Source organism: Microbacterium sp. NPDC055312, assembly GCF_053645675.1.
Window position 1 is genome coordinate 813,357 of the sequence record NZ_JBSHMU010000002.1, and the last position, 25,314, is coordinate 838,670.

Annotated in this window: 25 protein-coding genes, 1 tRNA gene and 1 pseudogene; 14 read left to right on the top strand and 13 right to left on the bottom strand. The window is 70.4% G+C overall.

From position 1 onward, the window contains the following. Positions 1-47: 47 nt before the first annotated feature. Entirely contained in the window at positions 48-875 is an 828-nt protein-coding gene (locus ACWIDW_RS08370) for a class I SAM-dependent methyltransferase (protein ID WP_454124410.1), read from the bottom strand. A 194-nt stretch (positions 876-1,069) separates the two neighbouring features. On the opposite strand from ACWIDW_RS08370, the gene ACWIDW_RS08375 reads away from it, so the two are divergent. Then, entirely contained in the window at positions 1,070-1,813 is a 744-nt protein-coding gene (locus ACWIDW_RS08375) for a phosphoglyceromutase (RefSeq protein ID WP_454124411.1), read from the top strand. Between the two features lie 96 nt (positions 1,814-1,909). On the opposite strand, the gene phoU is transcribed toward ACWIDW_RS08375, so the two are convergent. Beyond that, complete coding sequence (phoU, locus tag ACWIDW_RS08380) at positions 1,910-2,632, bottom strand: phosphate signaling complex protein PhoU (protein ID WP_454124413.1); 723 nt, start codon at positions 2,630-2,632, stop codon at positions 1,910-1,912. A 183-nt stretch (positions 2,633-2,815) separates the two neighbouring features. Here phoU and ACWIDW_RS08385 point away from each other — a divergent pair, with 183 nt between their 5' ends. Beyond that, the gene (locus ACWIDW_RS08385) at positions 2,816-4,036 is read left to right on the top strand and encodes a sensor histidine kinase (RefSeq protein ID WP_454124415.1); all 1,221 of its coding nucleotides are present in this window, start codon (positions 2,816-2,818) and stop codon (positions 4,034-4,036) included. Beyond that, positions 4,033-4,716 (top strand): response regulator, encoded by a 684-nt coding sequence (locus ACWIDW_RS08390; protein WP_454124416.1) that lies wholly within the window; start codon positions 4,033-4,035, stop codon positions 4,714-4,716. The genes ACWIDW_RS08385 and ACWIDW_RS08390 overlap by 4 nt, the downstream gene beginning before the upstream one ends. A gap of 77 nt (positions 4,717-4,793) precedes the next feature. Here ACWIDW_RS08390 and ACWIDW_RS08395 read toward each other — a convergent pair whose 3' ends face one another. Beyond that, a complete protein-coding gene (locus ACWIDW_RS08395) occupies positions 4,794-5,306 on the bottom strand; it encodes a DNA modification methylase (protein WP_454124417.1) in 513 nt (170 codons plus the stop codon). Positions 5,307-5,456: 150 nt separating this feature from the next. On the opposite strand from ACWIDW_RS08395, the gene ACWIDW_RS08400 reads away from it, so the two are divergent. The 4 genes from ACWIDW_RS08400 (at position 5,457) to rlmB (ending at position 9,693) form a co-directional block, all read left to right on the top strand. Next, positions 5,457-5,939 carry a CarD family transcriptional regulator gene (locus tag ACWIDW_RS08400; protein ID WP_313355911.1) on the top strand — a complete coding sequence of 161 codons (483 nt, stop codon included), beginning with the start codon at positions 5,457-5,459 and terminating at the stop codon, positions 5,937-5,939. Positions 5,940-6,028: 89 nt separating this feature from the next. Continuing rightward, a complete protein-coding gene (ispD, locus tag ACWIDW_RS08405) occupies positions 6,029-7,210 on the top strand; it encodes a 2-C-methyl-D-erythritol 4-phosphate cytidylyltransferase (protein WP_454124419.1) in 1,182 nt (393 codons plus the stop codon). A gap of 52 nt (positions 7,211-7,262) precedes the next feature. Further along, a complete protein-coding gene (gene cysS, locus ACWIDW_RS08410) occupies positions 7,263-8,696 on the top strand; it encodes a cysteine--tRNA ligase (RefSeq protein WP_454124421.1) in 1,434 nt (477 codons plus the stop codon). Next, positions 8,689-9,693, top strand: a complete 1,005-nt coding sequence (rlmB, locus tag ACWIDW_RS08415) for a 23S rRNA (guanosine(2251)-2'-O)-methyltransferase RlmB (RefSeq protein WP_454124423.1) — start codon at positions 8,689-8,691, stop codon at positions 9,691-9,693. Before cysS ends, rlmB begins: the two co-directional genes overlap by 8 nt. Positions 9,694-9,767: 74 nt before the next feature. Here rlmB and ACWIDW_RS08420 read toward each other — a convergent pair whose 3' ends face one another. The 3 genes from ACWIDW_RS08420 to ACWIDW_RS08430 all read right to left on the bottom strand — a co-directional run bounded on the left by ACWIDW_RS08420 (position 9,768) and on the right by ACWIDW_RS08430 (position 13,935). Continuing rightward, positions 9,768-11,348: a glycosyltransferase gene (locus ACWIDW_RS08420; protein ID WP_454124424.1), complete on the bottom strand. Its 1,581-nt coding sequence runs from the start codon at positions 11,346-11,348 to the stop codon at positions 9,768-9,770. 112 nt (positions 11,349-11,460) lie between these two features. After that, complete coding sequence (locus ACWIDW_RS08425; RefSeq protein WP_454124426.1) at positions 11,461-12,765, bottom strand: DUF4032 domain-containing protein; 1,305 nt, start codon at positions 12,763-12,765, stop codon at positions 11,461-11,463. A 66-nt stretch (positions 12,766-12,831) separates the two neighbouring features. Next, the gene (locus ACWIDW_RS08430; protein ID WP_454124427.1) at positions 12,832-13,935 is read right to left on the bottom strand and encodes an ABC transporter ATP-binding protein; all 1,104 of its coding nucleotides are present in this window, start codon (positions 13,933-13,935) and stop codon (positions 12,832-12,834) included. Between the two features lie 212 nt (positions 13,936-14,147). Between ACWIDW_RS08430 and ACWIDW_RS08435 the strand changes: the two genes are divergently transcribed. Continuing rightward, positions 14,148-15,104: a DsbA family protein gene (locus ACWIDW_RS08435; protein ID WP_454124429.1), complete on the top strand. Its 957-nt coding sequence runs from the start codon at positions 14,148-14,150 to the stop codon at positions 15,102-15,104. A gap of 55 nt (positions 15,105-15,159) precedes the next feature. Beyond that, positions 15,160-15,235, top strand: a tRNA-Thr gene (locus tag ACWIDW_RS08440). A 45-nt stretch (positions 15,236-15,280) separates the two neighbouring features. On the opposite strand, the gene ACWIDW_RS08445 is transcribed toward ACWIDW_RS08440, so the two are convergent. After that, positions 15,281-15,934 (bottom strand): SOS response-associated peptidase family protein, encoded by a 654-nt coding sequence (locus ACWIDW_RS08445; RefSeq protein WP_454124431.1) that lies wholly within the window; start codon positions 15,932-15,934, stop codon positions 15,281-15,283. Positions 15,935-16,019: 85 nt separating this feature from the next. On the opposite strand from ACWIDW_RS08445, the gene ACWIDW_RS08450 reads away from it, so the two are divergent. Continuing rightward, positions 16,020-16,955 carry a DMT family transporter gene (locus ACWIDW_RS08450; RefSeq protein WP_454124432.1) on the top strand — a complete coding sequence of 312 codons (936 nt, stop codon included), beginning with the start codon at positions 16,020-16,022 and terminating at the stop codon, positions 16,953-16,955. A 157-nt stretch (positions 16,956-17,112) separates the two neighbouring features. Here ACWIDW_RS08450 and ACWIDW_RS08455 read toward each other — a convergent pair. Together ACWIDW_RS08455 and msrB are read right to left on the bottom strand one after the other, a co-directional pair. Next, a pseudogene (locus tag ACWIDW_RS08455) lies at positions 17,113-17,643 on the bottom strand (nitroreductase family protein); the annotation flags it as partial. Beyond that, positions 17,640-18,044, bottom strand: coding sequence for a peptide-methionine (R)-S-oxide reductase MsrB (msrB, locus tag ACWIDW_RS08460; RefSeq protein WP_454124434.1), 405 nt, complete (start codon positions 18,042-18,044; stop codon positions 17,640-17,642). The pseudogene ACWIDW_RS08455 and the gene msrB, both read right to left, overlap by 4 nt. Positions 18,045-18,136: 92 nt before the next feature. On the opposite strand from msrB, the gene ACWIDW_RS08465 reads away from it, so the two are divergent. From ACWIDW_RS08465 to groL, 4 genes are all read left to right on the top strand, one after another. Then, positions 18,137-19,129, top strand: a complete 993-nt coding sequence (locus ACWIDW_RS08465; RefSeq protein WP_454124436.1) for a DUF2332 family protein — start codon at positions 18,137-18,139, stop codon at positions 19,127-19,129. Positions 19,130-19,138: 9 nt separating this feature from the next. Continuing rightward, positions 19,139-19,396, top strand: a complete 258-nt coding sequence (locus ACWIDW_RS08470) for a DUF3263 domain-containing protein (protein WP_454124438.1) — start codon at positions 19,139-19,141, stop codon at positions 19,394-19,396. Positions 19,397-19,472: 76 nt separating this feature from the next. After that, positions 19,473-20,051, top strand: coding sequence for a LytR C-terminal domain-containing protein (locus ACWIDW_RS08475; RefSeq protein WP_454124440.1), 579 nt, complete (start codon positions 19,473-19,475; stop codon positions 20,049-20,051). Positions 20,052-20,175: 124 nt separating this feature from the next. Next, a complete protein-coding gene (gene groL / locus ACWIDW_RS08480) occupies positions 20,176-21,792 on the top strand; it encodes a chaperonin GroEL (RefSeq protein WP_454124442.1) in 1,617 nt (538 codons plus the stop codon). Positions 21,793-21,854: 62 nt separating this feature from the next. Here the strand turns inward: groL and ACWIDW_RS08485 are convergent, their stop codons facing one another. The 4 genes from ACWIDW_RS08485 to ACWIDW_RS08500 form a co-directional block, all read right to left on the bottom strand. Continuing rightward, on the bottom strand, positions 21,855-22,142 hold the full coding sequence (locus tag ACWIDW_RS08485; RefSeq protein ID WP_071640562.1) for a WXG100 family type VII secretion target: 288 nt from the start codon (positions 22,140-22,142) through the stop codon (positions 21,855-21,857). Positions 22,143-22,260: 118 nt separating this feature from the next. Further along, entirely contained in the window at positions 22,261-23,979 is a 1,719-nt protein-coding gene (locus tag ACWIDW_RS08490) for a sensor histidine kinase (RefSeq protein ID WP_454124444.1), read from the bottom strand. A gap of 22 nt (positions 23,980-24,001) precedes the next feature. Further along, on the bottom strand, positions 24,002-24,694 hold the full coding sequence (locus ACWIDW_RS08495) for a response regulator transcription factor (protein WP_071640566.1): 693 nt from the start codon (positions 24,692-24,694) through the stop codon (positions 24,002-24,004). Positions 24,695-24,749: 55 nt separating this feature from the next. Continuing rightward, the gene (locus ACWIDW_RS08500) at positions 24,750-25,286 is read right to left on the bottom strand and encodes a TetR/AcrR family transcriptional regulator (protein WP_454124446.1); all 537 of its coding nucleotides are present in this window, start codon (positions 25,284-25,286) and stop codon (positions 24,750-24,752) included. Positions 25,287-25,314 lie beyond the last annotated feature (28 nt).

Below are 25,314 nucleotides of genomic sequence, written 5' to 3' on the forward strand. Positions count from 1 at the left end.
TCCCCGCCTCCCGTCCTCCTCCTCCGTCAGGAGGATGGGAGCGGGGGTCAGGATGCGGGGGCGACGGCCGACCAGGGGACGGTGAGCTCACCGAGGCGCCAGCGGCGGCGGGTGCCCTGCACGGGAACGTCCTGTGCGCGCAGGGCCGATACGGTCGCCAGCCAGCGCTGCACCGGACCGAAGGTCGACAGCGCGGCCGCGCGCTCCCACTCGTGATCGAGCGCAGTGAGCAGATCGTGGACCCGCTCGCCCGGCACGTTGCGATGGATGAGCGCCTTCGGCAGGCGCTCGGCGACGATTCCGGGATGCTCGAGCCCGGCCAGCCGCAGCGAGATCGTGAAGGCCACCGGCTCGCCGTCGCCCGTCACGTCGACCCAGCTCGCGATGCGGCCGATCTCGTCGCAGGTGCCCTCGATGAGCATCCCGCCCGGAGCGAGCCGGGCGGCGACCCGCCGCCACGCGTCGGCGACGTCGGCTTCGTCGTACTGACGCAGCACGTTCATCGCCCTGATGACGGCAGGGCGCCGGCCGTCGGGCACCGGCACCTCGAAGCCGCCGCGCGCGAACGTGACGGGCAGGTCGGCGGCGAAGGGCGTGCGGCCCGCCCGCACCTCGTCGAGCTGGGCGCGGGCCGTTGCGACCCGGTCGGGATCCAGCTCGAGGCCGAGGACCTCGGCATCCGGCCTCACCCGGCGCAGCCTGGTCGCGAGCTCGAACGCGGTGACTCCGCTGGCCCCGTATCCGAGATCGATGACGAGCGGGTCGGATGCCTTCCGGAACGCCTCCGACGCGGCGATCCACCGGTCGTTCCTTCGCAGCCGGTTCGTCCCCGTCGTCCCTCGTGTCGCCTGCCCGACCGGTGACGCTCCGCCCATCTCCCTATTCTCCACTCTCCCTCCACCACCCACTTCCACGTCGCTCGCACTCCACGCGTGCAGTCGAGGGCGGAGTGACGTTCCCGGAGCGAGCATCGGGGAGGGACCCGCGAAGCGGGAGGGGCACCCGTTCTGCGAGCGAAGGGAACGTCACGCAGCCCGCCACCCACAGCCGGAAAAGATAGGCTGACCCCATGACCCGCACTCTGATTCTTCTGCGTCACGGCCAGAGCGAATGGAACCAGCTCAACCTCTTCACGGGATGGGTGGACGTCCGCCTGACCGATCAGGGTAAGGATGAGGCGCGCCGCGGCGGCGAGCTGCTGGCCGAGTCGGGCCTGCTGCCCGACGTGCTGCACACGTCGCTGCTGAGCCGTGCGATCCAGACCGCGAACATCGCGCTCGACGCGGCCGACCGCCTGTGGATCCCGGTGACCCGGTCGTGGCGTCTCAACGAGCGCCACTACGGTGCGCTGCAGGGCAAGGACAAGGCGCAGACGCTCGAGGAGTTCGGGCCCGAGCAGTTCCAGCTGTGGCGCCGGTCGTTCGACGTGCCGCCGCCCGTGCTGGCCGACGACAGCGAGTTCAGCCAGGTGGGCGACGCGCGCTATGCGGACATCGACGGCGAGGTTCCGCGCACCGAGTCGCTCAAGCTCGTCATCGACCGCCTGCTGCCCTACTGGAACGACGCGATCGTGCCCGACCTCGAGGCGGGCAAGACGGTTCTCGTCACCGCGCACGGCAACTCGCTGCGCGGGCTGGTCAAGCACCTCGACGGCATCAGCGACGACGACATCGCCGAGCTGAACATCCCCACCGGCATCCCGCTGGTGTACGAGCTCGACGAGAACAACGTGCCCACCGGTCCGAGCCGATACCTCGACCCCGAGGCCGCCGCCGCCGGGGCCGCAGCGGTCGCCGCGCAGGGCAAGAAGTAAGCCCGCCGACACCCCCACTTCACGCCGAGACCCCTGGCTGCAGACGGCCGCAGCCAGGGGTCTCGGCGGTGTCCGGGGGTCTCGGTGCCCCCGTGCTCAGGCTCCCGGGGCGGGTGTGCCCGGATCGGTGGGGAGGGCGCCCTGCGCCTCGGCGGCCAGTGCGATGTCCTCCTCCTGCACGGCCCAGTCCCCGGTCGCGAGGTAGACGACCTTCTTCGCGACGGCGACCGCGTGGTCGGCGAAGCGCTCGTGGTAGCGGCTGGCCAGCGTCGCGTCGACGGTTGCGGTCGCCTCGCCCTTCCAGTTGTCGCTGAGCACCTTCTCGAACACGCTCGCGTGCAGCTCGTCGACGTCGTCGTCGGCATTGCGGATCTCGTCCGCGAAGCGCAGATCCTGTGTGCGCAGCAGGTCGGCGAGGGTGCCGGCGATCTGCACGTCGAGCTCTCCCATGCGGCGGAAGGTGCCCTTCAGCCCCTTCGGAACAGCGCGCTCGGGAAAGCGCAGGCGCGCAAGCTGCGCGATGTGCTCGGCCATGTCGCCCATGCGCTCCAGTGACGCGCTGACACGCAGCGCGGTGATCACGATGCGCAGATCGCGGGCGACCGGCTGCTGGCGTGCGAGGATCTCGATCGCCTGCTCGTCCAGCGCGACGGCCAGCTCATCGATCTTCGCGTCGTCGGCGATCACCTCCTCGGCCAGGGCGACGTCGCTCTCGGCGAATGCGGTGGTGGCCTTCCGGATCGCGACCGTGACCAGGTCGGCGATCTCGGCGAGCTGAGACTGCAGCTCTTCGAGGGACTGGTGGAACACTTCGCGCATGTCGGCGCAACCTTTCGTCGGGGGTTCGGCACGGCATGCCGGGGCACGCGCTCGCGCGGCCGGAACGATTGTCCGGGTCGAAGGTTAACGAACGGTGCCGGGAACGTGAATACTAGTCTCTCCGCCGCATGACCACGCGGTGCACGTCCGATGATCGGCACGGCGACCTCTACTCTGGGAGGCATGGATTCCGCTCAGCTGGCGCTGTTCTCCCTCGCCGTCGGCGCGCTGATCGGGGCGGGTGCCGTGCTGCTGGTGAGCTGGGCGTATCGCATGCGCGCGCTGGCTCTGCAGGAGACCTCCTCGTCGGTGCCCGCAGGCATCTCGGACGTGCTCGCCGGCATGGATGACGCCGCCTGCGTGCTCGACGCCTCGGGACTCGTGGTCGCCACGTCGAACGCCGCGGCGCGCTTCGGCATCCGCGAGGGATCGATACTCGAGAACGGTGACCTGCGGCGGCTCGTGCGCGGCGTGCGCGACAGCGGCGCCGACGCGACCGAGACGATGCGATTCACCGGCGGTGCGTCGCTGGATCCGCGCCTGGTGTCGGCGCGGGCGAGTTCGGTCGGTCCGCAGCGCACCCTGCTGATCATCCGCGACGTCACCGAGCGCGAGCGCCTCGATCAGATGCGCAACGATTTCGTGTCGAACACCAGTCACGAGCTGAAGACGCCGGTCGCATCGGTCAGCCTGCTCGCGGAGGCGATCGAATCGGCCGCCGACGACGCCGAGCAGGTGCGCCTCTTCGCCGCACGGATCTCGGCCGAGGCATCCCGTCTCGGACAGCTCACCGGTCGCATCCTGAGCCTGTCGCGCCTGCAGGCGGCGGAGAGCCTGTCGCAGGTCGAGCCCGTCGCGATCGACGAGGTCGTTGCGGCGTCGATCGAGGCGCATTCGGTGCAGGCGGATTCCGCCGGTGTCGCGCTGAGCCGCGGCGGTGAGCGCGGGGCGTGGGTGCGCGGCGATGCGCAGGTGCTGATCGAGGCGGTCGGCAACCTCATCGCCAACGCGATCGTCTACTCGCCCCGCGGGTCGCGCGTGGGCGTCGGCGTGAAGGTCGACGGGGACGTCGTCGAGATCGCGGTGACGGATCAGGGCATCGGGATCGCGGATGCCGATCTCGAGCGCATCTTCGAGCGCTTCTACCGCGCCGACGAGGCGCGTTCGCGGCGTACCGGAGGCACCGGGCTCGGACTGTCGATCGTCAAGCACGCGACCCAGCGGCACGGTGGCGAGGTGCGCGTGTGGTCGCGTCCCGGCCGGGGCTCGACGTTCACGATGCGCCTGCCGCTCGCGAGCCCACCCGGCAGCGTGGGCGACAAGAAGTCCAAGCGGAAGACCAAGAAGAAGCGCGTGGACGGGGATGCCCGCACACGCGACACCCGGAATGGAGAGTTCGCATGACCCGCATCCTGCTCGTCGAGGATGAGCCCGATCTGGCCGACCCGCTCGCCTACCTGCTGCGGCGCGAGGGCTACGAGGTGGAGATCTGCGAGGACGGACCGGGGGCGCTGGCGGCGTTCCGCGAGCGCGGCGCCGACATCATCCTGCTCGATCTCATGCTTCCCGGCATGGCGGGCACCGAGGTGTGCCGCCGGGTGCGGCAGACCTCGAGCGTGCCGATCATCATGCTGACCGCGAAGGACTCCGAGGTCGACATCGTCGTGGGGCTCGAGCTCGGCGCAGACGACTACATCACGAAGCCGTATTCGTCACGCGAGCTGCTGGCCCGCATGCGCGCCGTGCTGCGTCGTGTGGTGCAGGCGGACGCCGAGCTCGACGAGCGCGTGCTGGAGGGCGGCCGGGTCACGCTCGACATCGACCGGCACACGGTCGCCGTCGACGGATCCGAGATCAACATGCCGCTGAAGGAGTTCGAGCTGCTCGAGGTGCTCATGCGCAACGCGGGGCGGGTGCTCACCCGCGGACAGCTGATCGACCGCGTCTGGGGCAGCGACTACTTCGGCGACACGAAGACGCTGGACGTGCACATCAAGCGCATCCGCTCGCGCATCGAGCAGAACCCGGGCGAGCCGGTCATGCTCGTCACCGTGCGCGGGCTCGGCTACCGCTTCGAGGGCTGAGCGGCCGCCGGATGCAGAAGAGGCCGGTTCCCCAGGGAACCGGCCTCTCTTCGCTGTCGCGGCTGTCGCCGCGGGAGTCAGGATGCGCTGCTGGTGGGCTCCGCCGACGGCACGAGGTCGGCGTACTCGTCGAGCGAACCGTCGAGCACGGGCACCTGTGCGGGGATCGCCTCCCCGTCGCCCGAGACGATGAGCACCTCGACGGTCGCACCGGGCTTGACGCCGAGGTTCTCGATGCGCAGCGGCATCTTGTCGCCGCCGAGGCTGACGCGGTCCTCGCTGGGCACACGCAGCGTGAGCTGCTCGCCCGCGACGTCGATGTCGACCGTGCTGCTCTTCGAGCCCTCGTTGATGAACGCGCCGACGAGGTTGCCCACCTCGCCGTCCTCCGTGGTGACCACGAAGACGTTGCGCGCGACGACATCGCCGCCGGTCTCGTCGAAGGGCACGCCATCCGATGCCGGGTACGGGTTCGTCGTCGCCTGGTGCGTGATGAAGGTGCATCCCGTCGTGCCGAGCGCGAGCGCCGAGCCCAGGGCGATGACGGCGACGAGACGCGGAGCGATGGACGCAGCAGAGCGCGAGTTCACGGATCCTCCTGAGGTGCGACGGGTGTCCTGCACCAGTGTAGTGGGTCTGCCGTGCGCGGCGAGGACCGATGCCGCTCGCGAGGCGGTCGGCGCGTACCTTACTGCATAACGGCTGTGGTATCCTGGAGATTGCCGAAAGGACACGTTTTTATGCTTTTTGAGGTTGGCGAAACCGTCGTCTATCCGCATCACGGAGCCGCGACGATCATCGAGGTCAAGGACCGCGTGATCAAGGGGGAGACCAAGAAGTACCTGAAGCTCAACGTCACGCAGGGTGATCTCATCATCGAGGTTCCTGCCGAGAATGTCGACCTGGTCGGCGTTCGCGACGTGATCGGCAAGGAGGGTCTCGAGAACGTCTTCGAGGTGCTGCGCGCCCCGTTCACGGAAGAGCCCACCAACTGGTCGCGCCGCTACAAGGCGAACCTGGAGAAGCTCGCCTCGGGCGATGTGATCAAGGTGAGCGAGGTCGTGCGCGACCTGTGGCGCCGCGACCAGGATCGCGGTCTCTCCGCGGGCGAGAAGCGCATGCTCGCCAAGGCCCGTCAGATCCTCGTGTCGGAGCTCGCTCTGGCCGAGAAGGTCGACGAGGACAAGGCCGGCGCTCTGCTCGACGAGGTGCTCGCCTCCTGACGAGCGCGCAGACGACTGGACTGCGAAGAGGGCGGATGCTGCGGCATCCGCCCTCTTCGCATGCCGCGGGGCCGCGATAGCGTGAGGGGGTGACTGCGCTTGCGATCCCCACCACAGCGATCATCGTCGTCGCCGCCGGCTCCGGCACGCGGCTCGGTGCCGGAGTGCCCAAGGCCCTCGCCGACCTCGACGGCCGCACCGTGCTGCGTCACGCGCTCGACGGTGTGTTCGCCGCGGGCCCAATGCAGGTCGTCGTGGTGGCGCCGGCGGGGTGGGAGACCCGGGTCGATGACGAGATCGCCGCGTCGGCCGGCGAGCGCCGCCACCTCGCCACGGTCGTGACCGGAGGGACGACCCGGCAGGCGTCGGTCGCCGCCGGGCTGAATGCCCTGCACGACGACGTGCGCGTCGTGCTCGTGCACGACGCGGCGCGCGCTCTCACCCCGGCCTCGCAGCTCGACGCCGTGGCGGCAGCGGTGACCGACGCCGGGGTGATCCCCGCGCTCGCCGTCGTCGACACCCTCAAGAGAGTCGACGGTGACGATGTCACCGGTCCCGTCGACCGCTCTGCTCTCGCCGCCGCGCAGACGCCCCAGGGCTTTCCGCGGGCGGCGCTGCAGGACGCGTACGCCACGGCCCGGGCGGCAGGGCACGACCACACCGACGACGCAGCCCTGTTCGCCGCGGCCGGGGGCGCCGTGCGTCGCATCGCCGGATCCGAGCGCGCGTTCAAGATCACCACTCCCGGCGACCTCGAGCGCGCACGGCTGCTGCTCGCCGCGAGGGCGGGCGCTCTGACGCTGCCCCGCATCGGCGTCGGCACGGACGTGCACGCCTTCGGCGGCGAGGGGAACCTGTGGCTCGCCGGTCTGGAGTGGCCGGGTGAGCACCCGCTGTCGGGGCATTCCGACGGGGATGCCGTGGCACACGCCATGGTCGACGCCCTGCTGGGCGCGGCCGGGCTCGGCGACATCGGGCAGCACTTCGGCACCGCCCACCCCGAGTACGCGGGCGCGCACGCCGATGTGTTCCTCACGCGCACCGCCGCGATGCTCGCCGAGGCGGGCTTCGCGATCGGCAACGTGTCGGTGCAGTTCCAGGGCAACCGGCCGCGGTTCAGCGCTCGCCGAGGCGAAGCGGAGCAGGTGCTCTCGGCCGCGCTGGGAGGCGCGGCGGTCACGGTCTCGGCGACCACGACCGACGGGCTCGGATTCACCGGTCGCGGCGAGGGCGTCGCGGTGACCGCGGTCGCGCTCATCCACCGGATCTGACGGGGGAGCGCACGCCCAGGTGCGCACCGCGTCGCCCCGGTAGTCTTGTGCGGTGACGATCCGCCTGTACGACACGCGCGCGCAGCAGCTGCGCGACTTCGCCCCGCTCGATCCCTCGAACGTGACGATGTACGTCTGCGGACCCACCGTGCAGTCCGGTCCGCACATCGGGCACGTGCGCGCCGCCCTGAGCTTCGACCTGCTGCGTCGCTGGCTCGAACACCGCTATGAGCGGGTCACGTTCGTGCGCAACGTCACCGACATCGAAGACAAAGTGCTCGCGAATGCGAGCGAGGCCGAGCCGTGGTGGGCGCTCGCGTACCGCATGGAGCAGGAGTTCTCGCAGGCGTATGCCGCTGTCGGCATCCTGTCGCCCACCTACGAGCCGCGCGCGACCGGGTTCATCCCGCAGATGCACGAGCTGATCGCGCGCCTCATCGAGCGCGGGCACGCCTACGCCGCGCCCGACGGGTCGGGTGACGTCTACTTCGACGTGCGCTCCTGGCCCGAGTACGGCGAGCTGACGCGTCAGTCGGTCGATGCGATGGAGGCCGCGGCGGACGCCGATCCGCGCGGCAAGCGCAACCCGCAGGACTTCGCGCTGTGGAAGGGCGCGAAGAGCGACGAGCAGCCGGATGCCGTCTGGGACTCGCCGTGGGGCGCCGGTCGCCCCGGCTGGCACATCGAGTGCTCCGCCATGGCGCGCCGCTTTCTCGGCGCGGAGTTCGACATCCACGGCGGCGGACTCGACCTGCGCTTCCCGCACCACGAGAACGAACTCGCCCAGTCGACCGCCGCCGGCGACCGGTTCGCGCGGTACTGGGTGCACAACGGTCTGGTGACCGTCGCCGGGCAGAAGATGTCGAAGTCGCTGGGCAACTTCACCCTGGCATCCGACGTGCTGGACGCTCACCACCCGCTGGTCGTGCGCTACGCACTCGCCGCGGCCCACTACCGCTCCAGCCTCGACCTGACCGACTCGTCGTTCGCGGAAGCGGATGCCGCGCTCGGACGCATCCGGTCGTTCCTCGAGCGCGCCGCGCGGCTCCCCGCCGCGTCGGCGGAGCGCACCGTAGACGGCGGAGAGCCGGGCTCCGAGCTGCTGCCGGCCGCATTCGCGTCCGCGATGGACGACGACCTCGGCGTGCCGCAGGCGTTTGCCGTGCTGCACGAGACGGTGCGGGCCGGCAACAGCATGCTCGATGCCGGACGCAGCGCCGACGCGCAGCTCGCGGCGATGCAGGTGCGCGAGATGACCGGCATCCTCGGGGTCGACCCGCTCGCGCGGGAATGGAGCGCCGACATGCACGACCGGGCCGAGGCATCCGCCCTGGACGCGCTCGTGCAGACGATGATCACGCAGCGCGCGCAGGCGCGCGCGGAGAAGGACTGGGCCGCAGCCGACCGCATCCGAGATGCGATCGCTGCGGCAGGAATCACTCTGGAGGACACTCCGGACGGAACGCATTGGAGTATCGATGGCTAAGCCTGGCCGCCCCGGAGCGGGCAACAGCAAGAAGAAGGGTGCCACGAAGGGCACCGGCGGTCTCGGCCGCAAATCGCTCGAGGGCCGCGGCCCCACCCCCAAGGCCGAGGACCGCTCCTGGCACGTCGCCGGCAAGCGCAAGGCGGCCCAGGAGCGCTTCGCCGCAGCCGGCGGCAAGGGCAAGGTGGGTGGTCAGAAGCCGCAGGGGCGCGACATGAACCGGCAGGCGCGCGGCAAGGCGACCGACGACACCGAGACGGTCACCGGCCGCAACTCCGTGCTCGAGGCGCTGCGCACCAAGATCCCCGCGACGTCGTTCTACATCGCGCAGCGGGTCGAGATGGACGACCGCGTGAAGGAGATGCTCTCGATCGCGCGGCACCGCGAGATCCCCGTGCTCGAGGTGACCCGCCAGGAGCTCGACCGCATGGCCGGGTTCGACGGCGTGCACCAGGGCGTCGCGCTGAAGGTGCCGCCGTACGAGTACGCGCACCCGCAGGATCTGCTCGAGCAGGTCATCGATCGCGGTGAGACGCCGCTGTTCGTGGCCCTCGACGGCATCACCGATCCGCGCAACCTCGGGGCGATCATCCGCTCGACCGCCGCCTTCGGCGGCCAAGGCATCATCCTGCCGCAGCGCCGCTCGGCGAGCGTGAACAGTGCGGCATGGAAGACCAGCGCCGGCGCGGCGGCGCGGCTGCCCGTCGCGCTGGCCGCCAACCTCACCACGCTGCTGAAGGAGTTCAAGAAGCAGGGCGTGTTCGTGCTCGGTCTCGACGGCGGGGGAGACGTGTCCCTTCCCGCACTCGAGCTGGCCGATCGGCCCGTGGTGATCGTCGTCGGCTCGGAAGGCAAGGGGCTCTCGCGCCTGGTCACCGAGACGTGCGACCAGATCGTGTCGATCCCGATCTCGGGCGCCACCGAGTCGCTGAACGCCGGCATCGCGGCATCCGTCGCGCTGTACCAGGTGTCGACCGTGCGAGCCGCCGCGCAGTAGGCCCCGCGCGGCGGATGCGCGGACGTGCCCGGCGGTGAGCCGGTGGGTGCAGAGCGGGCTCGGCGGCGGGGAGGTCAGCGGCGTCGGGACATCCGGCGCGCCGCGCGCGCCGCGCGCCCGGCGGCTTCCCTCCATCGCCCCGACGGCCATTCGCGGCGCAGTTCGACGCCGTCGCCGGACGGCGCCAGCGTGCACCGGCGCCCGGCGAGGAACGGCGAGCGTCCGAGGCTTGAGAGGATGCGCCGATCCGCCGTGAGCGGCACGTCGAACGTCCACCCGGCGCGGCGGACCCGGGCGACGAGCATCGCCGTGCTGCTCGCGTCGTCCGGGGCGAAGACCTGCAGCGGGTCGACGGCGACCGCGGTGGGACGCCGACCGGCCGTGCGCACGCGGGCCACCTCGCTTCTCGTTCCGCGACCGTCGGCCGCGAACCGGACGATCTCGAGCCGGTCGTTGCGAGCCTTCCGGGCGGGAAGCGCGAGGAGTTCCGCCGGCAGGTCGGCGAGTTCCGCGGGCGCCGCCAGCCGTTCCGAGCCGGAGCCGTCTGCGATGAAGACCGGCGTGTCGGCGTCACCGCTGGTGAGGGCGATGTCGATCTTCAGATGCAGTCCGCCGCCCCGAGACCACGCCGCCGAGACGATGGTCGCCCGGCAGCGCAGCCCCGCCTCGAACTCGGCGAAACGCACCAGATCGGCGCGGCGGTCCTCGCGCAGCAGGTATCCGCGAATCCGGTGCGGAAGACTGAGGCCCGCGTCGACACCCGGGCCGAAGCGCCGGTGCGCGAGGGGGACGACCACGTCGAGCAGACGATCCCGGTAGTCCGGGGGATACGCCAGCATCCGGCGGCCTTCCAGCCGCTTCAGGATCTTTCCGCGGAACCAGTGCCGCAGCAGCCGGTCACGCCGCGCGCCGGGTTCGGTGTGCGCCTCGACCAGATCGAGCACGCTCTCGAGGTGGGGGAAGTAGGTCTCGGCGTCGATGCGCGACGAGCTGGCGCTGCCCGGATGCTTCACCCAGGCGTAGCACGGCTCGCTGGCGAGGATCGAGATGGTCGCCGCCGCGAAGTACGCCCGCATCACGAAGAGGTGATCCTCCAGCCGGACCCGTCCGTCGGGGAAGCGGATGCCGTGTTCGCGGAGGAAGGCGGTGCGGAACATCTTGTGGGGGGTGAGCATCTCGAGCAGCGGAGCATCGTCCAACGTCGCTCGAGGCACATCGCGGCGGAAGATGCGGGTGGGCAGTTCGCGCCCGATCCCGACCTCCTTGCCGATGACGACGTCGGAGCCGTGGGCGTCCGCATAGTCGCAGAGCTTCTGCAGCGCGGCGTCGAAGAGGAAGTCGTCTTGATCGACGAACTGGATGTATCTGCCGCGAGCGGCATCGATCCCGTGGTTGCGGGGCGTGCCGGGCCAGCCGGTGTGCGGGAGGTGCAGCACGCGCAGGTTCGATCTGCTCTCGGATGCCCGCTTCAGGCGGTCGCGGGTGTCGTCGTCCGACCCGTCGTCGCAGAGGAGCACTTCGAACTCCGCGGGATCCAGAGTCTGACGGTCCAGCGACGCCAGCAGGTCGTCGAACGCCGGCCCCGGGTCGAACACGGGCACGACGACGCTCACCCGCACCTGCCCACGACTCTCCGGCACGGCATCGGCTGTCACCAGGCCAGCGTATGCCCGGGCGGTGCCGACACAGGTGAGGGTTGCGCGATCGCGGTCGGGATGGCATGCAGGGGCGCCGTCACCGCCACCCGGCACCATCCGGCGGCAGCGGTCAGACCAGGTCGCGCCAGTCGATCGCGGCGGTCTCGGCCGACACCTCGACCGAACCGGTCTCCACCGGAACGCCCAGCGATTCGGTGGGCGGTCCCATGATGGTCGCCTCGTCGCGGCGGTGCCGCAGCACGTCGTTGATGTAGCTCGTGAGCACCTCGGCGAGCGGCACCGCCCGCGACTGCGCCTGCGACAGGTACCAGCGGTGCTCGAGCACCTGGTGATACACCTCGGCGGGTTCGAGCTTGGCGCGCAGATCGTAGGGGATGGCGCGCACGACCGGCTCGAAGACACGGGTCAGCCATTCGTGCGCGTACATCTCCTCCTCGGCCCACGCCTTGGTGGAGCGCACCCGGAACTCGTCCAGGTCGTTGAGCAGCCGGCGTGCCTGGTTCTCCTCGACGTCGAGACCGGTGAGGCGGATCAGCCGTCGCTGGTGGTGACCGGCGTCGACCACCTTCGGCTGGATGCGCACGGTCGTACCGTCTGCGGTGGTCTCCATCGACATCTCGTCGATGTCGAAGCCGAGCGCGTTGAGCTTCTCGACCCGCTCGGTGATGCGCCACGTCTCACCCGTCGAGAACGACTCCTCGTCGGTCAGCGCCGCCCACAGCGAGCGGTACGACGACACGATGCCGTCGGCGATCTCGAGCGCGTCCACACCGCCCTCCAGCCGGCCACCGGCGGCGAGGTCCATGATCTCGCCGGCGACGTTCGTGCGCGCGAGGTCGAGGTCGTACGCCCGCTGCCCGTCGGTCAGGCCCTCCTCATGCAGCTCGCCGGTCTCGGCATCCACCAGGTAGGCGGCGAAGGCGCCCGCGTCGCGACGGAACAGCGTGTTCGACAGTGACACGTCGCCCCAGTAGAAACCCACGTTGTGCAGCCGCACGAGCAGCAGCGCGAGGGCGTCGACCAGGCGGGTGGCGGTGTCGGGGCGCAGCGTCTGGGTGAACAGCGCGCGATAGGGCATCGAGAAGCGCAGATGCGAGGTGACGAGCGCGGCGGGCAGCGCCTTGCCGTCGGCATCGGTGCGTCCGGCGATCACCGCGACGCGGCTGACGCAGGGCACGTCGAGGCGGCCGAGGTTTCCGAGCATGTCGTACTCGCGCTGCGCCATCTCGGCGGTGGTCTCCTTGACCGCGACCACGCGTCCGGACAGATCCGCGAAGCGCACGAGGTGGCGGGAGAGGCCCTTCGGCAGCGACACGATGTGCTCCGACGGCCACTTGCCCAGCGGGGTCGACCAGGGCAGGCTCAGCAGCCCCGGGTCGATAGTGCTGGCGGTGATGCGCAGCGACTCCTGCATTTCTCCTCCGAGAACACCGCGGCGCGGGAGACCATGAGGTCCACCCGCGCCGCGTGTGCTGATTCGTCAGGCCGAGACGACCGGCTTGTCGTTGAGGCGCTCGCCCGACTCGATGTCGAAGGCGTGCACGTGACCGGGGTTGGCAGCCAGCGTGACCGTCTCGCCGGCGTTCGGGTGGTTGCGACCGTCGACGCGCGCCACGATGTCGGTGCGCTTGCCGTTGATGTCGGTGTGGCCGTAGAGGTAGCCGTCAGCGCCGAGCTCCTCGACGAGGTCGACGACGACCGAGAGGCCCTTGCCGTCGGCGGGGCCGACGGTGATGTCCTCGGGACGCACGCCCACGGTGACCTGCGACCCGGTGGCGCGGCCCACGGTGTCGCGGTCGAGCGGCACGACCTCGGTGCCGAAGCGCACGCCGCCCTCGGCGAGGTCGGCCGAGAACAGGTTCATCGCCGGCGAGCCGATGAAGCCGGCCACGAACACGTTGTTCGGCTTCTCGTACAGGTCGCGCGGGGTGCCGACCTGCTGCAGGATGCCGTCCTTGAGCACCGCGATGCGGTCGCCCATCGTCAGGGCCTCGGTCTGGTCGTGGGTGACGTAAACCGTGGTGACGCCGAGCCGGCGCTGCAGCGAGGCGATCTGGGTGCGGGTCTGCACGCGCAGCTTCGCGTCGAGGTTCGACAGCGGCTCGTCCATGAGGAACACCTGCGGCTGGCGCACGATCGCGCGGCCCATCGCGACACGCTGACGCTGGCCACCCGAGAGGGCCTTCGGCTTGCGGTTCAGGTACTCCTCGAGGTCGAGCAGCTTGGCGGCCTCGAGAACGCGGCTCGCGCGCTCCTCCTTGCCGACGCCGGCGATCTTCAGGGCGAAGCCCATGTTCTCGGCGACCGTCATGTGCGGGTACAGGGCGTAGTTCTGGAAGACCATCGCGATGTCGCGGTCCTTCGGCGGCACGTCGGTGACGTCGCGGTCGCCGATGAGGATGCGGCCGCCGTTGACCTCTTCAAGACCGGCGAGCATGCGCAGCGAGGTGGACTTTCCGCAGCCGGACGGGCCGACGAGAACGAGGAACTCGCCATCGGCGATCTCGATGTTCAGCTTGTCGACTGCCGGACGAGTGCCGCCGGGGTACAGGCGGGTGGCGTCGTCGAACGTAACGGTGGCCATGGTTTCTCCTTCACCGGCAGGTACGTGCCGGACGATCCTTCGTGATGGAAGCGGCAGACGCTGCCCGCCGTGACCCGCCATCGGGTCGGGATCAGTATGGCATGGCAGCGTGCGTCTGGGTATTTCCCAGGCTGCCTCGTTAACATCGAACCCGGTGCCGCAGTCTCCGCGGCCGCGGGATCACCCGTCCCACCCGATCTTCAAGAGGAACGATGTCGAGCGACGAAACGCCGAACGTCCCCGCCGCTCGCCACTCGCGCGAAGCCGTGCGGGAGAAGGCACAGTTGGTGCACGCCCAGCAGTCCCGGGCGCGACTGATGCGACGGCTCATCATCGGTCTCGTGGCGATTCTCGCCGTCGGCTCGATCGGCGCCGCCGTGGCCTACGCCGTCAGCTCGTCGATCTCGAAGCCCCAGCTCAGCCCGAGCGGCATGTCGGGCGACGGGGTCACGGTGACCAAGGTCTCGGCAGACCCGACCGGCGCAGCGGCGAGCCCGTCGCCGTCGGAGGACGCCTCTGAGACGGGGGAGAGCGCGACACCAGAGCCCGACCCGTCGGCCTCGGCAGGCGCGAAGCCCACCGAGATCCACATCTACGTCGACTACCTCTCGGCGGGAGCCGCCGAGTTCGAGCGCGCCAACGCGCGTCAGCTCGCGGGCTGGATCTCGGAGGGGGCTGTCACCGTGACGTACCACCCGGTCGCTCTGCTCACCGCGAGCTCCAACGGCACGAAGTACTCGCTGCGCGCCGCCGGTGCCGCCGCCTGCGTCGCCACCTACGCCCCGGACAGCTTCTACGACTACAACCACGAGCTGCTCGCCGGACAGCCCGAGCCCGACAGCGACGGCCGCAGCGACGCCGACCTGGCCGATCTCGCGGTCGCCGTCGGTGTGTCGGATGCCAAGAAGGTGCGCTCGTGCATCGAGAAGCAGGACTTCGTGTCATGGGCGAAGGCCGCCACCGATCGCGCTCTCGAGGGCCCGCTGCCCGGCACCGACGACCTGAAGCTGAACAACGAGGCGCTGATCCTCGTCGGCGGCAAGTCGTACGTCGGCGCCTTGAACGACCCCGCGGAGTTCTCGCAGTTCGTGCTCACCGTCGCGAGCGACGAGTACTTCGGCTCGACGAAGCCGACCCCGACGCCCACGCCCACCACGCCCGCGTCCTGAACCGGCTGAACGGCGCGGCTGACCCGCCCGCCGTCGCTATGCTGGATGACGGCTCGCCGACTTGGCGCAATTGGTAGCGCACCGTACTTGTAATACGGGGGTTACGGGTTCGAGTCCCGTAGTCGGCTCCACTGACGAGGCACGTGCATCCGCGAGGGGCACGTGCCTCGTCCGCGTCAGAAGAGGGTCTGAGCGCCCCTGTCGTCGTCCCGCGGCGCGGCGGCGACCCGATCGTCCAGGCCGGCGGCGGCGAGCAGAGCCTCGTCGATGAGATCGCGAGTGGGATCGCCGTGCAGCCAGTCGTCGGCGAACGCGGTGGGGATCAGCACCGGCATCCGGTCGTGGATGTCCGCCAGGTGCGGGGGAGCGGGACGCATCACGATCGAGTAGCACGTGATCCACTCGCCGTCGGGGGTGCGGCCGCGCTGCGTGACCGCGGCCATGCCGAACAACACGCCTCGGCCGAGGCCGAACTCATGCCAGATCCGGTCAGGTTTCCGCATCTCGTACCAGCCCGTGGCCGGCACCAGGCCCCGGGCGCGCAGACCGCCGGGGCGGTCCTGCAGGCGCTCGGACCGGGTGTTGATCGACGGGAACTTCGCCGGCTGCCCGTCGACGAGGAAACCCCACCAGGCGGGCTCGAGTGCGGCCTCGCCGTCAGCCGCCGTCAGCAGCGGATTCAGGTTGCGCAGGTTCTTGCCGGTCGGACGCAGTGTCTCGCCCGCGTTGTGCTCGGCCCACGAGCGCAGCCCGTCGAGCACCGCCTCGTCGGCCTCGGCCAGCAGCTCGGCATCGGTGAAACGGGGATCCAGTCCGTAGCTCGCGCACATGCCGACAGGGTAACGGCGGGCACCGACATGGTGAAGGGGCTGTCGCGAACGGCGAGCGGAGTCGGCTCCGGGTAGCCTGGAGCGAGTGACGCCCCCTCGCCCGCTGCCTGCATGGATCGCCGTGGGTGGTGCTGTCTCCATCGGGGCGATGACGGCCGTCCAGGCCAGGATCAACGGCGTCCTCGGGGTCCGGATCGACGACGGCGTCGTCGCCGGTCTCATCTCGTTCTCCGTCGGGCTCGTCGTCCTCATCGCGGTGATGCTCGCGCTGCCGTCCGGCCGAGCCGGCGCGGCGCGGCTGCTCACCGGCATCCGCTCCCGCACCATCCCGTTCTGGATGCTTCTCGGCGGCACCTGCGGCGCTCTCACGGTCACCACGCAGGGGCTCGTCGCCGGCGTGCTGGGGGTGTCGCTGTTCACCGTCGGCGTGGTGGCGGGCCAGACGCTGCACGGCCTGCTGCTGGACCGCATCGGCGTCGGCCCGTCGGGAGTCGTCGCCATCACCGCGGGACGGGTGATCGGCGGGGCGCTCGCCCTCGCCGCCGTCGGCGTCTCGCTTGCCGGCGACGTGCTGGCGACCTCGCCGCTGTGGCTGCTGCTGCTGCCGTTCGCGGCCGGGGCGGGGATCGCGTGGCAGGCGGCGGCGAACGGTCGCCTCGCGCGCCGGGTCGCGTCGCCGCTCACGGCGACGCTGACGAGCTTCGTCGCCGGCACCGTCGTGCTGCTCGCCGCGGCGGCGGTCAGCATCTCGACCATCGGGATGCCCGAGGCGCTCCCCGCCGAGCCCTGGCTGTACGCCGGCGGCCTGCTCGGCTTCGCGTACATCCTGCTCGGAGCCTGGCTGGTGCCCTACACCGGGGTTCTGCTGCTCGGGCTCGGCAGCGTGCTGGGGCAGCTGGTGACGTCGGTGGTGATCGACGTCGTCTGGCCGGTCGACCGAGGCCCTGCACCATGGCAGCTTGCCGCGATGCTCATCGTCGCCGCGGCATCCGTGGTCGTCGCTCTGCCGCGCCGTCGCTGACTCAGGGCTCCTCGCGCTTGGCCTTCTTCCTGGCCTTCTTCGCTGCCTTCTTGGCCGCCTTCTTCGCGGCTTTCTTCTCCGCCTCGGCCTTCTTCTTCGCCGGCTCGTCCTTCGACGCCGTTCCGTTCTGACGCGGCTCCGCGGACGCCGCGCGGGAGGGCATCGCGGTGAGCAGCGCGTCGGCATCCACCGGCTTGCGACGGCCGGCGTCCTTGCCCTCGGGTTTGCCGCCGACGTACAGCCAGCCGAGCAGCTGCTCGCTCTGCGTCAGACCGTGCGCCTCGGCGACGGCCTTCGAACGGGTGAGGCCTCCCGTGCGCCAGATGACGCCCCAGCCTGCCTCGTCCAGCAGAAGGCTGAGCGTGTGGGCGACGCCGGAGGCGACCGCCTCCTGCTCCCACCGCGGCACCTTGTCGCTCTCGCGGTACGAGGCGACGATGGCGAGCAGCAGCGGCGCCCGCATCGGCTTGGTCGAGGGCTTGTCGTCCCCATCCGCCGCGGCCAGCGCCGTTCCCAGCGTCAGACGGTCATCGCCGCGCAGCTCGATCAGCCGCCACGGCCGCAGCGACGAGTGATCGGCGACCCGCCCCGCTGCTTCGATCAGCGGCAGCAGCTGCTCGCGGGTGGGAGCGTCGTCGGTCACCCGCGACCAGGATGCGCGGCGCCGGACGGCGTCGAGCGCACTCACGACGGGTCGGGAGTGAACGACAGCGCCACGGAGTTCATGCAGTAGCGATCGCCGGTGGGAGTGCCGAAGCCGTCGGGGAAGACGTGCCCGAGGTGCGATCCGCACGCGGCGCAGCGCACCTCGGTGCGCACCATGCCGAGCGAAGTGTCCTCGATGAGCTCCACGGCCTCAGGACGCACCGACTCGTAGAAGCTCGGCCAGCCGCATCCCGAATCGAACTTCGTGCCGCTGCGGAAGAGCTCCGCGCCGCACGCGCCGCAGGTGTAGAGCCCGGCGCGCTCCTCATCGAGCAGCTCGCCCGTCCACGGGCGCTCCGTCGCTGCGGTGCGCAGCACCGCGTACTGTTCATCGCCGAGCTCGGCGCGCCACTCGGCATCCGTCTTGTTCACGCTGTAACCCATGGGTCTATTCTCTCGCCTCCGCGACGCGCGCGGGCCGGTCGGGAGACACACCTTCTGCGGCGCCTGGGGCCTGCCGCTGGGACAATGGCGGGATGACCGATGCTGTCGCCGAGCGCTACCGCCGCTTCGCCCGCGAGGAGGCACCCGGACGCAGCGCGGTGTACGTCGAGTGGGCGACGGGTGTCGCGACGGATGCCGAGGTGCAGTCCGTGCTCGAGCGGCTGACCCCGCAGCAGCGCCAGCCCCCGCTGGTGTTCGCCGTGTCACGTCTGCTCGGTGCCCCGGTAGGCGGATACCGGTCGTGGCGGCAGTTCGTGCTCGCGCACGCCGGCGCCCTGGTCGCGCAGTGCGCGCGTCGCGGGGTGCAGATCAACGAGCCGTTGCGGCTGGCTGCTCTGCTGCCCGCGCTCAGCCTGGTCGACGGGCCGATCGCGCTGCTCGAGCTCGGCGCCGCGGCGGGCCTGTGCCTGTACCCCGACCGGTTCTCGTTCCGCATCGACGGTGCCGACGGCATCCCTCGGCGCTTGCTCGACCCGCCCGCCGGCCCGTCTCCGGTGCTGCTGCGCAGCACCGTGTCGGGCGAGCTGCCCCCGCTGCACGTGCCCGAGGTGATCTGGCGGGCGGGGATCGACCTCGACCCGATCGACGTGCGCACGCCCGCCGGTCGCGCCTGGCTCGAGTCGCTCATCTGGCCGGGTGAGCACGAGCGCAGCGAGCGCATCGCCGCGGCGATGGCCGTCGCCTCGGCCGACCCGCCGCTGCTGCGTGCGGGCGACGCGATCGAGCAGCTGGAGACGATGGCCGCGGCCGCCCCGGCGGAGGCCACACTGGTCGTCACCACACCGGGAATGCTCGTCTACCTGCCCCGGTCGCGACGCACCGAACTGATCGGCCGCATCCGCGGCCTCGACGCGCACTGGATCACGATCGACCCGCCGGCGCTGCACGATGCCTGGCGTCCCGCGGTCGATCCGGCCGCCTTCCGCGGCTTCGCCGTCGCGCTCGACGGGCGCGTGGTGGCGGATGCCGACCCGCTCGGCCGCTGGTGGGAGTGGCGCGCCGGCATCGGAGCCGATCCCGCGTAGCCTGAGCACATGCTCGGTGAACTCTCCGATCGCGATCGTGCGATCCTGACGCTGGAGGCGGCCTGGCCGCGTCACGGCGGCATGAAGGAGGAGACCATCCGGGCACAGCTCGGCATGAGCCCGGCCCGCTACTACCAGCTGCTCGGCCGGCTGATCGAGACCGAAGCGGCCCTCGATTTCGACCCGCTGCTCGTGCGGCGACTGCGCCGTCTGCGCGAGCGCAGGGCGGTGCAGCGCACCGCACGCATGCGCGGTTTCGTCGGCTGACGACGCCGTCGCGGGCGCACCCGGGCCGGCCGCCGCTCCGTGCGGACTCACGGAAGTCGCCCGCTAGCATCGAGGGGTGCAGAAGCTCTCCCGTGATCGATTCGACGACGTTCCGCGCACCACCGGACGCGTCGGCGCGCACCGTGCCGAGCAGCCGGGCATGAACGGCCTCGTCGTGCTGCTGTGGTCGGCGGCCGTCGCCCTCGTGCTCATCGTGTGCGGGATCTTCGTGTCGCTGGTGATGATGGATCGCATCTCGCTGTTCGGCGGCGAGACGCCGGCTCCGGTGTCGACCCAGCCCGGCGTGGTCGCCCAGGTCGACCCCTCGTACCGCGTGCTGATCCTCAACGCGACATCCCAGAAGGGGCGCGTCGCGGAGGTGCGCGAGAAGCTGCTCGCCGAGGGGTGGTCGACCGACGACGTGTTCGGCAGCGACGGGGCGTCGCAGGAGTTCTCGAAGACGACGGTGTTCTACGTCGAGGATGCCGATGAGGGCGCGGCCCTCGGGCTCGCCGAGGTGCTCGGCGGTGCCGAGGTCAAGCAGAGCGATTTCTACGCCGCGATGAACGACTCCGACAGGTCGCAGCTGACGGTCGTGATCGGCGTCGACAAGGCGACATCCTCGGCGCCCGCCACCGAGGCGCCGGCGCCCTGACGACGGGTCCGCGCTTTCGGTCGCGGCTTGCACTCCCATGGGTCGAGTGCCAGACTGGTGTTAGCACTCGCGCACTTGGAGTGCTAATACCCCATCGCCTACGTCCGGGAGGGACGAAAGACTCATGGCAAAGATCATCGCTTTCGATGAGGAGGCCCGTCGTGGCCTCGAGCGCGGCCTGAACACCCTGGCCGACGCCGTCAAGGTGACCCTCGGCCCGCGCGGTCGCAACGTCGTGCTCGAGAAGAAGTGGGGCGCCCCCACGATCACGAACGACGGTGTGTCGATCGCCAAGGAGATCGAGCTCGACGACCCGTACGAGAAGATCGGTGCGGAGCTCGTCAAGGAGGTCGCCAAGAAGACCGACGACGTCGCCGGTGACGGAACCACCACCGCGACCGTCCTCGCTCAGGCACTGGTCCGCGAGGGTCTGCGAAACGTCGCAGCCGGCGCCGACCCCATCTCGCTCAAGCGCGGCATCGAGAAGGCCGTCGCGGCGATCACCGAGGACCTGCTGAACAGCGCCAAGGAGATCGAGTCCAAGGAGCAGATCGCCGCCACCGCGTCGATCTCGGCCGCTGATCCCGCCATCGGCGAGCTCATCGCCGAGGCCATCGACAAGGTCGGCAAGGAGGGCGTCGTCACCGTCGAGGAGTCGCAGACCTTCGGCACCGAGCTCGAGCTCACCGAGGGCATGCGCTTCGACAAGGGCTACCTGAACCCGTACTTCGTGACGGACCCGGAGCGCCAGGAGGCTGTCTTCGAGGACCCGTACATCCTCATTGCCAACCAGAAGATCGGCAACATCAAGGACCTGCTGCCGGTCGTCGACAAGGTGATCCAGGACGGCAAGGAGCTCGTCATCATCGCCGAGGACGTCGAGGGCGAGGCTCTCGCGACGCTCGTGCTCAACAAGATCCGCGGCATCTTCAAGTCGGTCGCCGTCAAGGCCCCCGGCTTCGGTGACCGTCGCAAGGCCCAGCTGCAGGACATCGCGATCCTGACCGGCGGCCAGGTCATCACCGAAGAGGTCGGACTCAAGCTCGAGAACACCACGCTCGACCTGCTCGGCCGTGCGCGCAAGGTCATCGTCACCAAGGACGAGACCACGATCGTCGAGGGCGCGGGCGAGCAGTCCGCCATCGAGGGTCGCGTCACGCAGATCCGTCGTGAGATCGAGAACACCGACAGCGACTACGACCGTGAGAAGCTGCAGGAGCGCCTCGCGAAGCTGGCCGGTGGCGTCGCCGTCATCAAGGCGGGGGCTGCGACCGAGGTCGAGCTCAAGGAGCGCAAGCACCGCATCGAGGATGCCGTCCGCAACGCGAAGGCCGCCGTCGAGGAGGGCATCGTCGCCGGTGGTGGCGTCGCGCTGCTGCAGTCGGCCAAGGTGCTCGACACCCTCGACCTCGAGGGTGACGAGGCGACCGGTGCGAACATCGTCCGCGTCGCGACCGGCGCTCCGCTGAAGCAGATCGCGATCAACGCCGGCCTCGAGCCGGGCGTCGTGTCGCACAAGGTCTCCGAGCTCCCCGCCGGCCACGGTCTGAACGCGGCCACCGGAGAGTACGGCGACATGTTCGCACAGGGCATCATCGACCCGGCCAAGGTCACCCGCTCGGCGCTGCAGAACGCGGCGTCGATCGCCGGCCTGTTCCTGACCACCGAGGTCGTCGTCGCCGACAAGCCCGAGAAGGCTCCGGCCATGCCGGCTGACCCGTCGGGCGGCATGGACTTCTGAGTCCCGGCCCCAGCTGTAACGGAACGCCCCCTGCCGCACGGCAGGGGGCGTTCTGCATGTCATCAGCGGAACAGACTCGCGGAGTACTGATCGGCATCCGCGTACTGCGCCGCGGCCGAACCGAGCGCGCCGCTGATCGATCCCAGCACCTGCTCGACATGCATCTGCGCTCCGCGCCACTGCTCGCTGCACTGCTGGAACGCGGCGGCCGCGGTGCCGGTCCACGACGACTGCAGCTGGTTCAGCTGCGCCATGAGCGCGGCGGACTCGCTCTGCAGCCGCTCCATGGTGGCGTAGGCGGCACCGTTGGCGGCCTGGACGGCGTCGGTGTCGACGGTGAAGACGGACATGGGGTCTCCTCTCGATGGGGTTTCGAGACTAGGGGCCGCCGCAGCAGAAGAAGACGCCGACTCCCCGCCGCCGTGCACAACCCGCCTCGCGCCCGGAATGTGCAGAGTCAGTCGACGCTCAGCGGTCCAGTCGCTCGATCGGCTGCGTCTCCTCCAGCAGGTGCGCGGGAGTGGACTGCGCCGGCGCCAGCGGCAGGGCGACGATGAACGTCGCACCGCCACCCGGCGTCTCCTCGACCGAGACCGCGCCGTGCAGCGACTCGACGATGGATGCGACGATCGCGAGCCCCAGGCCCGAGCCGCCCGTCTCCCTCGCACGCGAGGTGTCGGCGCGCCAGAAGCGCTCGAAGATCTGCTCGCGGATCTGCGGAGGGATCCCCTCGCCGTGGTCGACGATCGAGATGGTACCCACGCCTCGTCGGCGGTCGGCTCCCACGACGATCTCGATCGGACTGTCGCCGGGGGAGAACCGGCGCGCGTTGCCGAGCAGATTCGTGATCACCTGGCGCACCTTGTTGTCCTCTCCGAGGACGATCGGGGGCGTGCGCACCGGGGCATCCGTCGCCTCGGTGAAGTCGATGGCGGGAACCGGTGCGGCGGGCCGGGGGCGTCGACGCAGGCGGGCCAGCGGATTCACGGGACGGGTGGCCGCCGAGCGCGACGGCTCGGGGAGCGGGTCGCCGCTCGGCGTCTTGCCGTGCAGCCGGGGAGTCTCGTGCACGTCGGCGGTGGTGTCGACGACGGTGATCGTGCGTCCGGGCGCCGCCACCCGCAGATCGAGCGCCGCATCCCGCGCGATCGGGCGCAGGTCGAGGGGCTGGATCTGCAGCTCGCGGGATCGCTCCTCGTCGAGTCGGGCGAGCGCGAGCAGGTCCTCGACGAGCACGCCCATGCGGATCGCCTCCTTCTCGATGCGCTCCATCGCGCGCGCGGTGTCCTCCTCGCCGGTGATCGCACCCATCCGGTACAGCTCGGCGTAGCCGCGCACGCTCACCAGCGGAGTGCGCAGCTCGTGACTCGCGTCGCCGATGAAGCGCCGCATGTTCTGCACAGTGCGATCGCGCTGCGCGAGAGAGCGGTCGACACGGTCCAGCATGGTGTTGATGGCCGAGTTCAGCCGGCCCACCTCGGTGGTCGGCTCGAGATCGGTGAGGCGCTGACTGAAGTCCCCGGCGGCGATCGCCATGGCCGTCGACTCGACCTGCCCGAGCCGGCGGAAGGTCAGGGTCACGAGCCCCCGGGTGAGGAGTGCTGCCAGCAGGATGGTGACCAGGGCGACCGTGGTGTACACGGCGACGTAGGTGGCCACGATGCGGTCGGCCTCGTCGAGCGGCAGCGCGACGATCTGCACATAGGTGAGACCCTGCGGATCCTGGGCCGACTGCGCCGAGGCGACCGCACTGTAGGTCTCGCCGTCGTCGCCGTTCAGGGTGATCACCTGATCGCCCTGGCTGACGGCCTCCTGCAGCGTGAACGCGGCGGGGAACTCGGGGCGGGAGCCGGATGCCTGACCGCCCGCCTCCGCGACGAACTCGCCGCCCGCCGTGTAGAACGCGACCATGAACTCGGTGGGGCGCGGTGCGATCTCGGCCGGTTCGAAGACGAGCCGGCCACCGTCGGCCGACACGTCGAAGAAGCGCTCGGCCTGACCCGTGGTGGCGAGGGCCGGCAGCTGCGCGTCGATGTTGTTGATCATCGCCCCGCGCAGGATCGGCACCGTGCCGATGCCGGCGATCATCAGGCCGAGGGCGAGCACGGCCACGGTGACGCCGGTGACCTTGGCGCGCAGGCTGATGCGCCGCCACCACAGGGTGACGGAGTCGGGCTCGCCTGCCATGACCGCCTCGGCTCGGGATCCGCTACGCGGACTTGCCGACCTTGAGCATGTAGCCGAAGCCGCGCTTGGTCTGGATCACCGACTCCTCGGTGTGCGGGTCGATCTTGCGACGCAGGTACGAGATGTAGCTCTCGACGATGCCCGCGTCGCCGTTGAAGTCGTATTCCCACACGTGGTCGAGGATCTGCGCCTTCGACAGCACCCGGTTCGGGTTGAGCATGAGGTACTTCAGCAGCTTGAACTCGGTGGGGCTGAGCTCGATCGGCACCTTGCCGACGAAGACGTCGTGGGTGTCCTGGTCCATCGACAGCTCGCCCGCGCGGATCAGCGACTCCTCGTCGGTCTGCATCGTGCGGCGCAGGATCGCCTGGGCGCGAGCGACGATCTCATCCAGCGCGAACGGCTTGGTGACGTAGTCGTCGCCACCCGAGTTCAAGCCCTCGATCTTGTCCTGCGTGTCGTCCTTGGCCGTGAGGAAGAGGATCGGCGCGGTGAAGCCCGCGCCGCGCAGTCGCTTGGTCACGCTGAACCCGTTCATGTCGGGGAGCATCACGTCGAGGATGATGAGGTCGGGCTCTTCCTCGAGGACGGCGGATATGGTGGCAGCTCCGTTCGCCACGGTCCGCACCGTGAACCCGGCGAAGCTGAGACCCCGGGAGAGCAGGTCGCGGATGTTCGGCTCGTCGTCGACGACCAGGATTCGCGCATCAGTCATGACCCCATTATGGTGACTGCGGCCCTGCGGTGGCTGATTGCGTGCGGCGCGGGAGTCAGGATGCCAGGGCCGCGTCCACTGCGACGGCGACGACCTCCGTGATCGGCGCACCGGGATCGACGGTGATCCGGTGCAGGAGCAGCCCGTCGCAGGCAGCCATCAGGAAAGCCGCGCGAGCGGCCGCCGGCGGACCGCCGAGTTCGAGCAGGATGCCGCGGATCCACGCCTCCATGCCCAGCCGCTGCTCCCGCAGCGGCTGGGCGGCGGCGGCATCCGCTTCGAGGAACAGGGCGTATCGCGCGCGGGTGCGACCGGCGAGCGGCCCCGACTGCACCTGGATCATCCGGCTGAGGGCGTCCACGAGGCCGTCGCGGGAGTGGATCGCCGCGGCCCCGGCATCCGCCCGTTCTGCGGCAGCCATCCCCTCGATCACGCCGGCGAGGAGGGCAGCCCGGGTGCGGAAGTGGTTCGACGTGGAGCCGGCGGGAAGTGACGCCGCGGCGTCGACCCGGCCGTGTGTGAGCGCGCGGATGCCCTCGGCGCCGATGAGATCGACCGCCGCATCCTGCGCGCGTCGTCGGGTGCTGCTCACTCGTCGAGCTTATTCGGTACTACTTCCA

Excerpts from the sequence above, each read along its gene's own strand:
- ACWIDW_RS08370 (WP_454124410.1), bottom strand. The coding sequence starts at position 875 with ATGGGCGGAGCGTCACCGGTCGGGCAGGCGACACGAGGGACGACGGGG.
- ACWIDW_RS08385 (WP_454124415.1), top strand. The coding sequence starts at position 2,816 with ATGGATTCCGCTCAGCTGGCGCTGTTCTCCCTCGCCGTCGGCGCGCTG.
- ACWIDW_RS08375 (WP_454124411.1), top strand. The coding sequence starts at position 1,070 with ATGACCCGCACTCTGATTCTTCTGCGTCACGGCCAGAGCGAATGGAAC.
- ACWIDW_RS08435 (WP_454124429.1), top strand. The coding sequence starts at position 14,148 with ATGTCGAGCGACGAAACGCCGAACGTCCCCGCCGCTCGCCACTCGCGC.
- ACWIDW_RS08470 (WP_454124438.1), top strand. The coding sequence starts at position 19,139 with ATGCTCGGTGAACTCTCCGATCGCGATCGTGCGATCCTGACGCTGGAG.
- ACWIDW_RS08400 (WP_313355911.1), top strand. The coding sequence starts at position 5,457 with ATGCTTTTTGAGGTTGGCGAAACCGTCGTCTATCCGCATCACGGAGCC.
- groL (WP_454124442.1), top strand. The coding sequence starts at position 20,176 with ATGGCAAAGATCATCGCTTTCGATGAGGAGGCCCGTCGTGGCCTCGAG.
- ACWIDW_RS08425 (WP_454124426.1), bottom strand. The coding sequence starts at position 12,765 with ATGCAGGAGTCGCTGCGCATCACCGCCAGCACTATCGACCCGGGGCTG.
- ACWIDW_RS08495 (WP_071640566.1), bottom strand. The coding sequence starts at position 24,694 with ATGACTGATGCGCGAATCCTGGTCGTCGACGACGAGCCGAACATCCGC.
- phoU (WP_454124413.1), bottom strand. The coding sequence starts at position 2,632 with ATGCGCGAAGTGTTCCACCAGTCCCTCGAAGAGCTGCAGTCTCAGCTC.
- rlmB (WP_454124423.1), top strand. The coding sequence starts at position 8,689 with ATGGCTAAGCCTGGCCGCCCCGGAGCGGGCAACAGCAAGAAGAAGGGT.
- ACWIDW_RS08390 (WP_454124416.1), top strand. The coding sequence starts at position 4,033 with ATGACCCGCATCCTGCTCGTCGAGGATGAGCCCGATCTGGCCGACCCG.
- ACWIDW_RS08445 (WP_454124431.1), bottom strand. The coding sequence starts at position 15,934 with ATGTGCGCGAGCTACGGACTGGATCCCCGTTTCACCGATGCCGAGCTG.
- ACWIDW_RS08490 (WP_454124444.1), bottom strand. The coding sequence starts at position 23,979 with ATGGCAGGCGAGCCCGACTCCGTCACCCTGTGGTGGCGGCGCATCAGC.
- ACWIDW_RS08485 (WP_071640562.1), bottom strand. The coding sequence starts at position 22,142 with ATGTCCGTCTTCACCGTCGACACCGACGCCGTCCAGGCCGCCAACGGT.
- msrB (WP_454124434.1), bottom strand. The coding sequence starts at position 18,044 with ATGGGTTACAGCGTGAACAAGACGGATGCCGAGTGGCGCGCCGAGCTC.
- ACWIDW_RS08465 (WP_454124436.1), top strand. The coding sequence starts at position 18,137 with ATGACCGATGCTGTCGCCGAGCGCTACCGCCGCTTCGCCCGCGAGGAG.
- ACWIDW_RS08430 (WP_454124427.1), bottom strand. The coding sequence starts at position 13,935 with ATGGCCACCGTTACGTTCGACGACGCCACCCGCCTGTACCCCGGCGGC.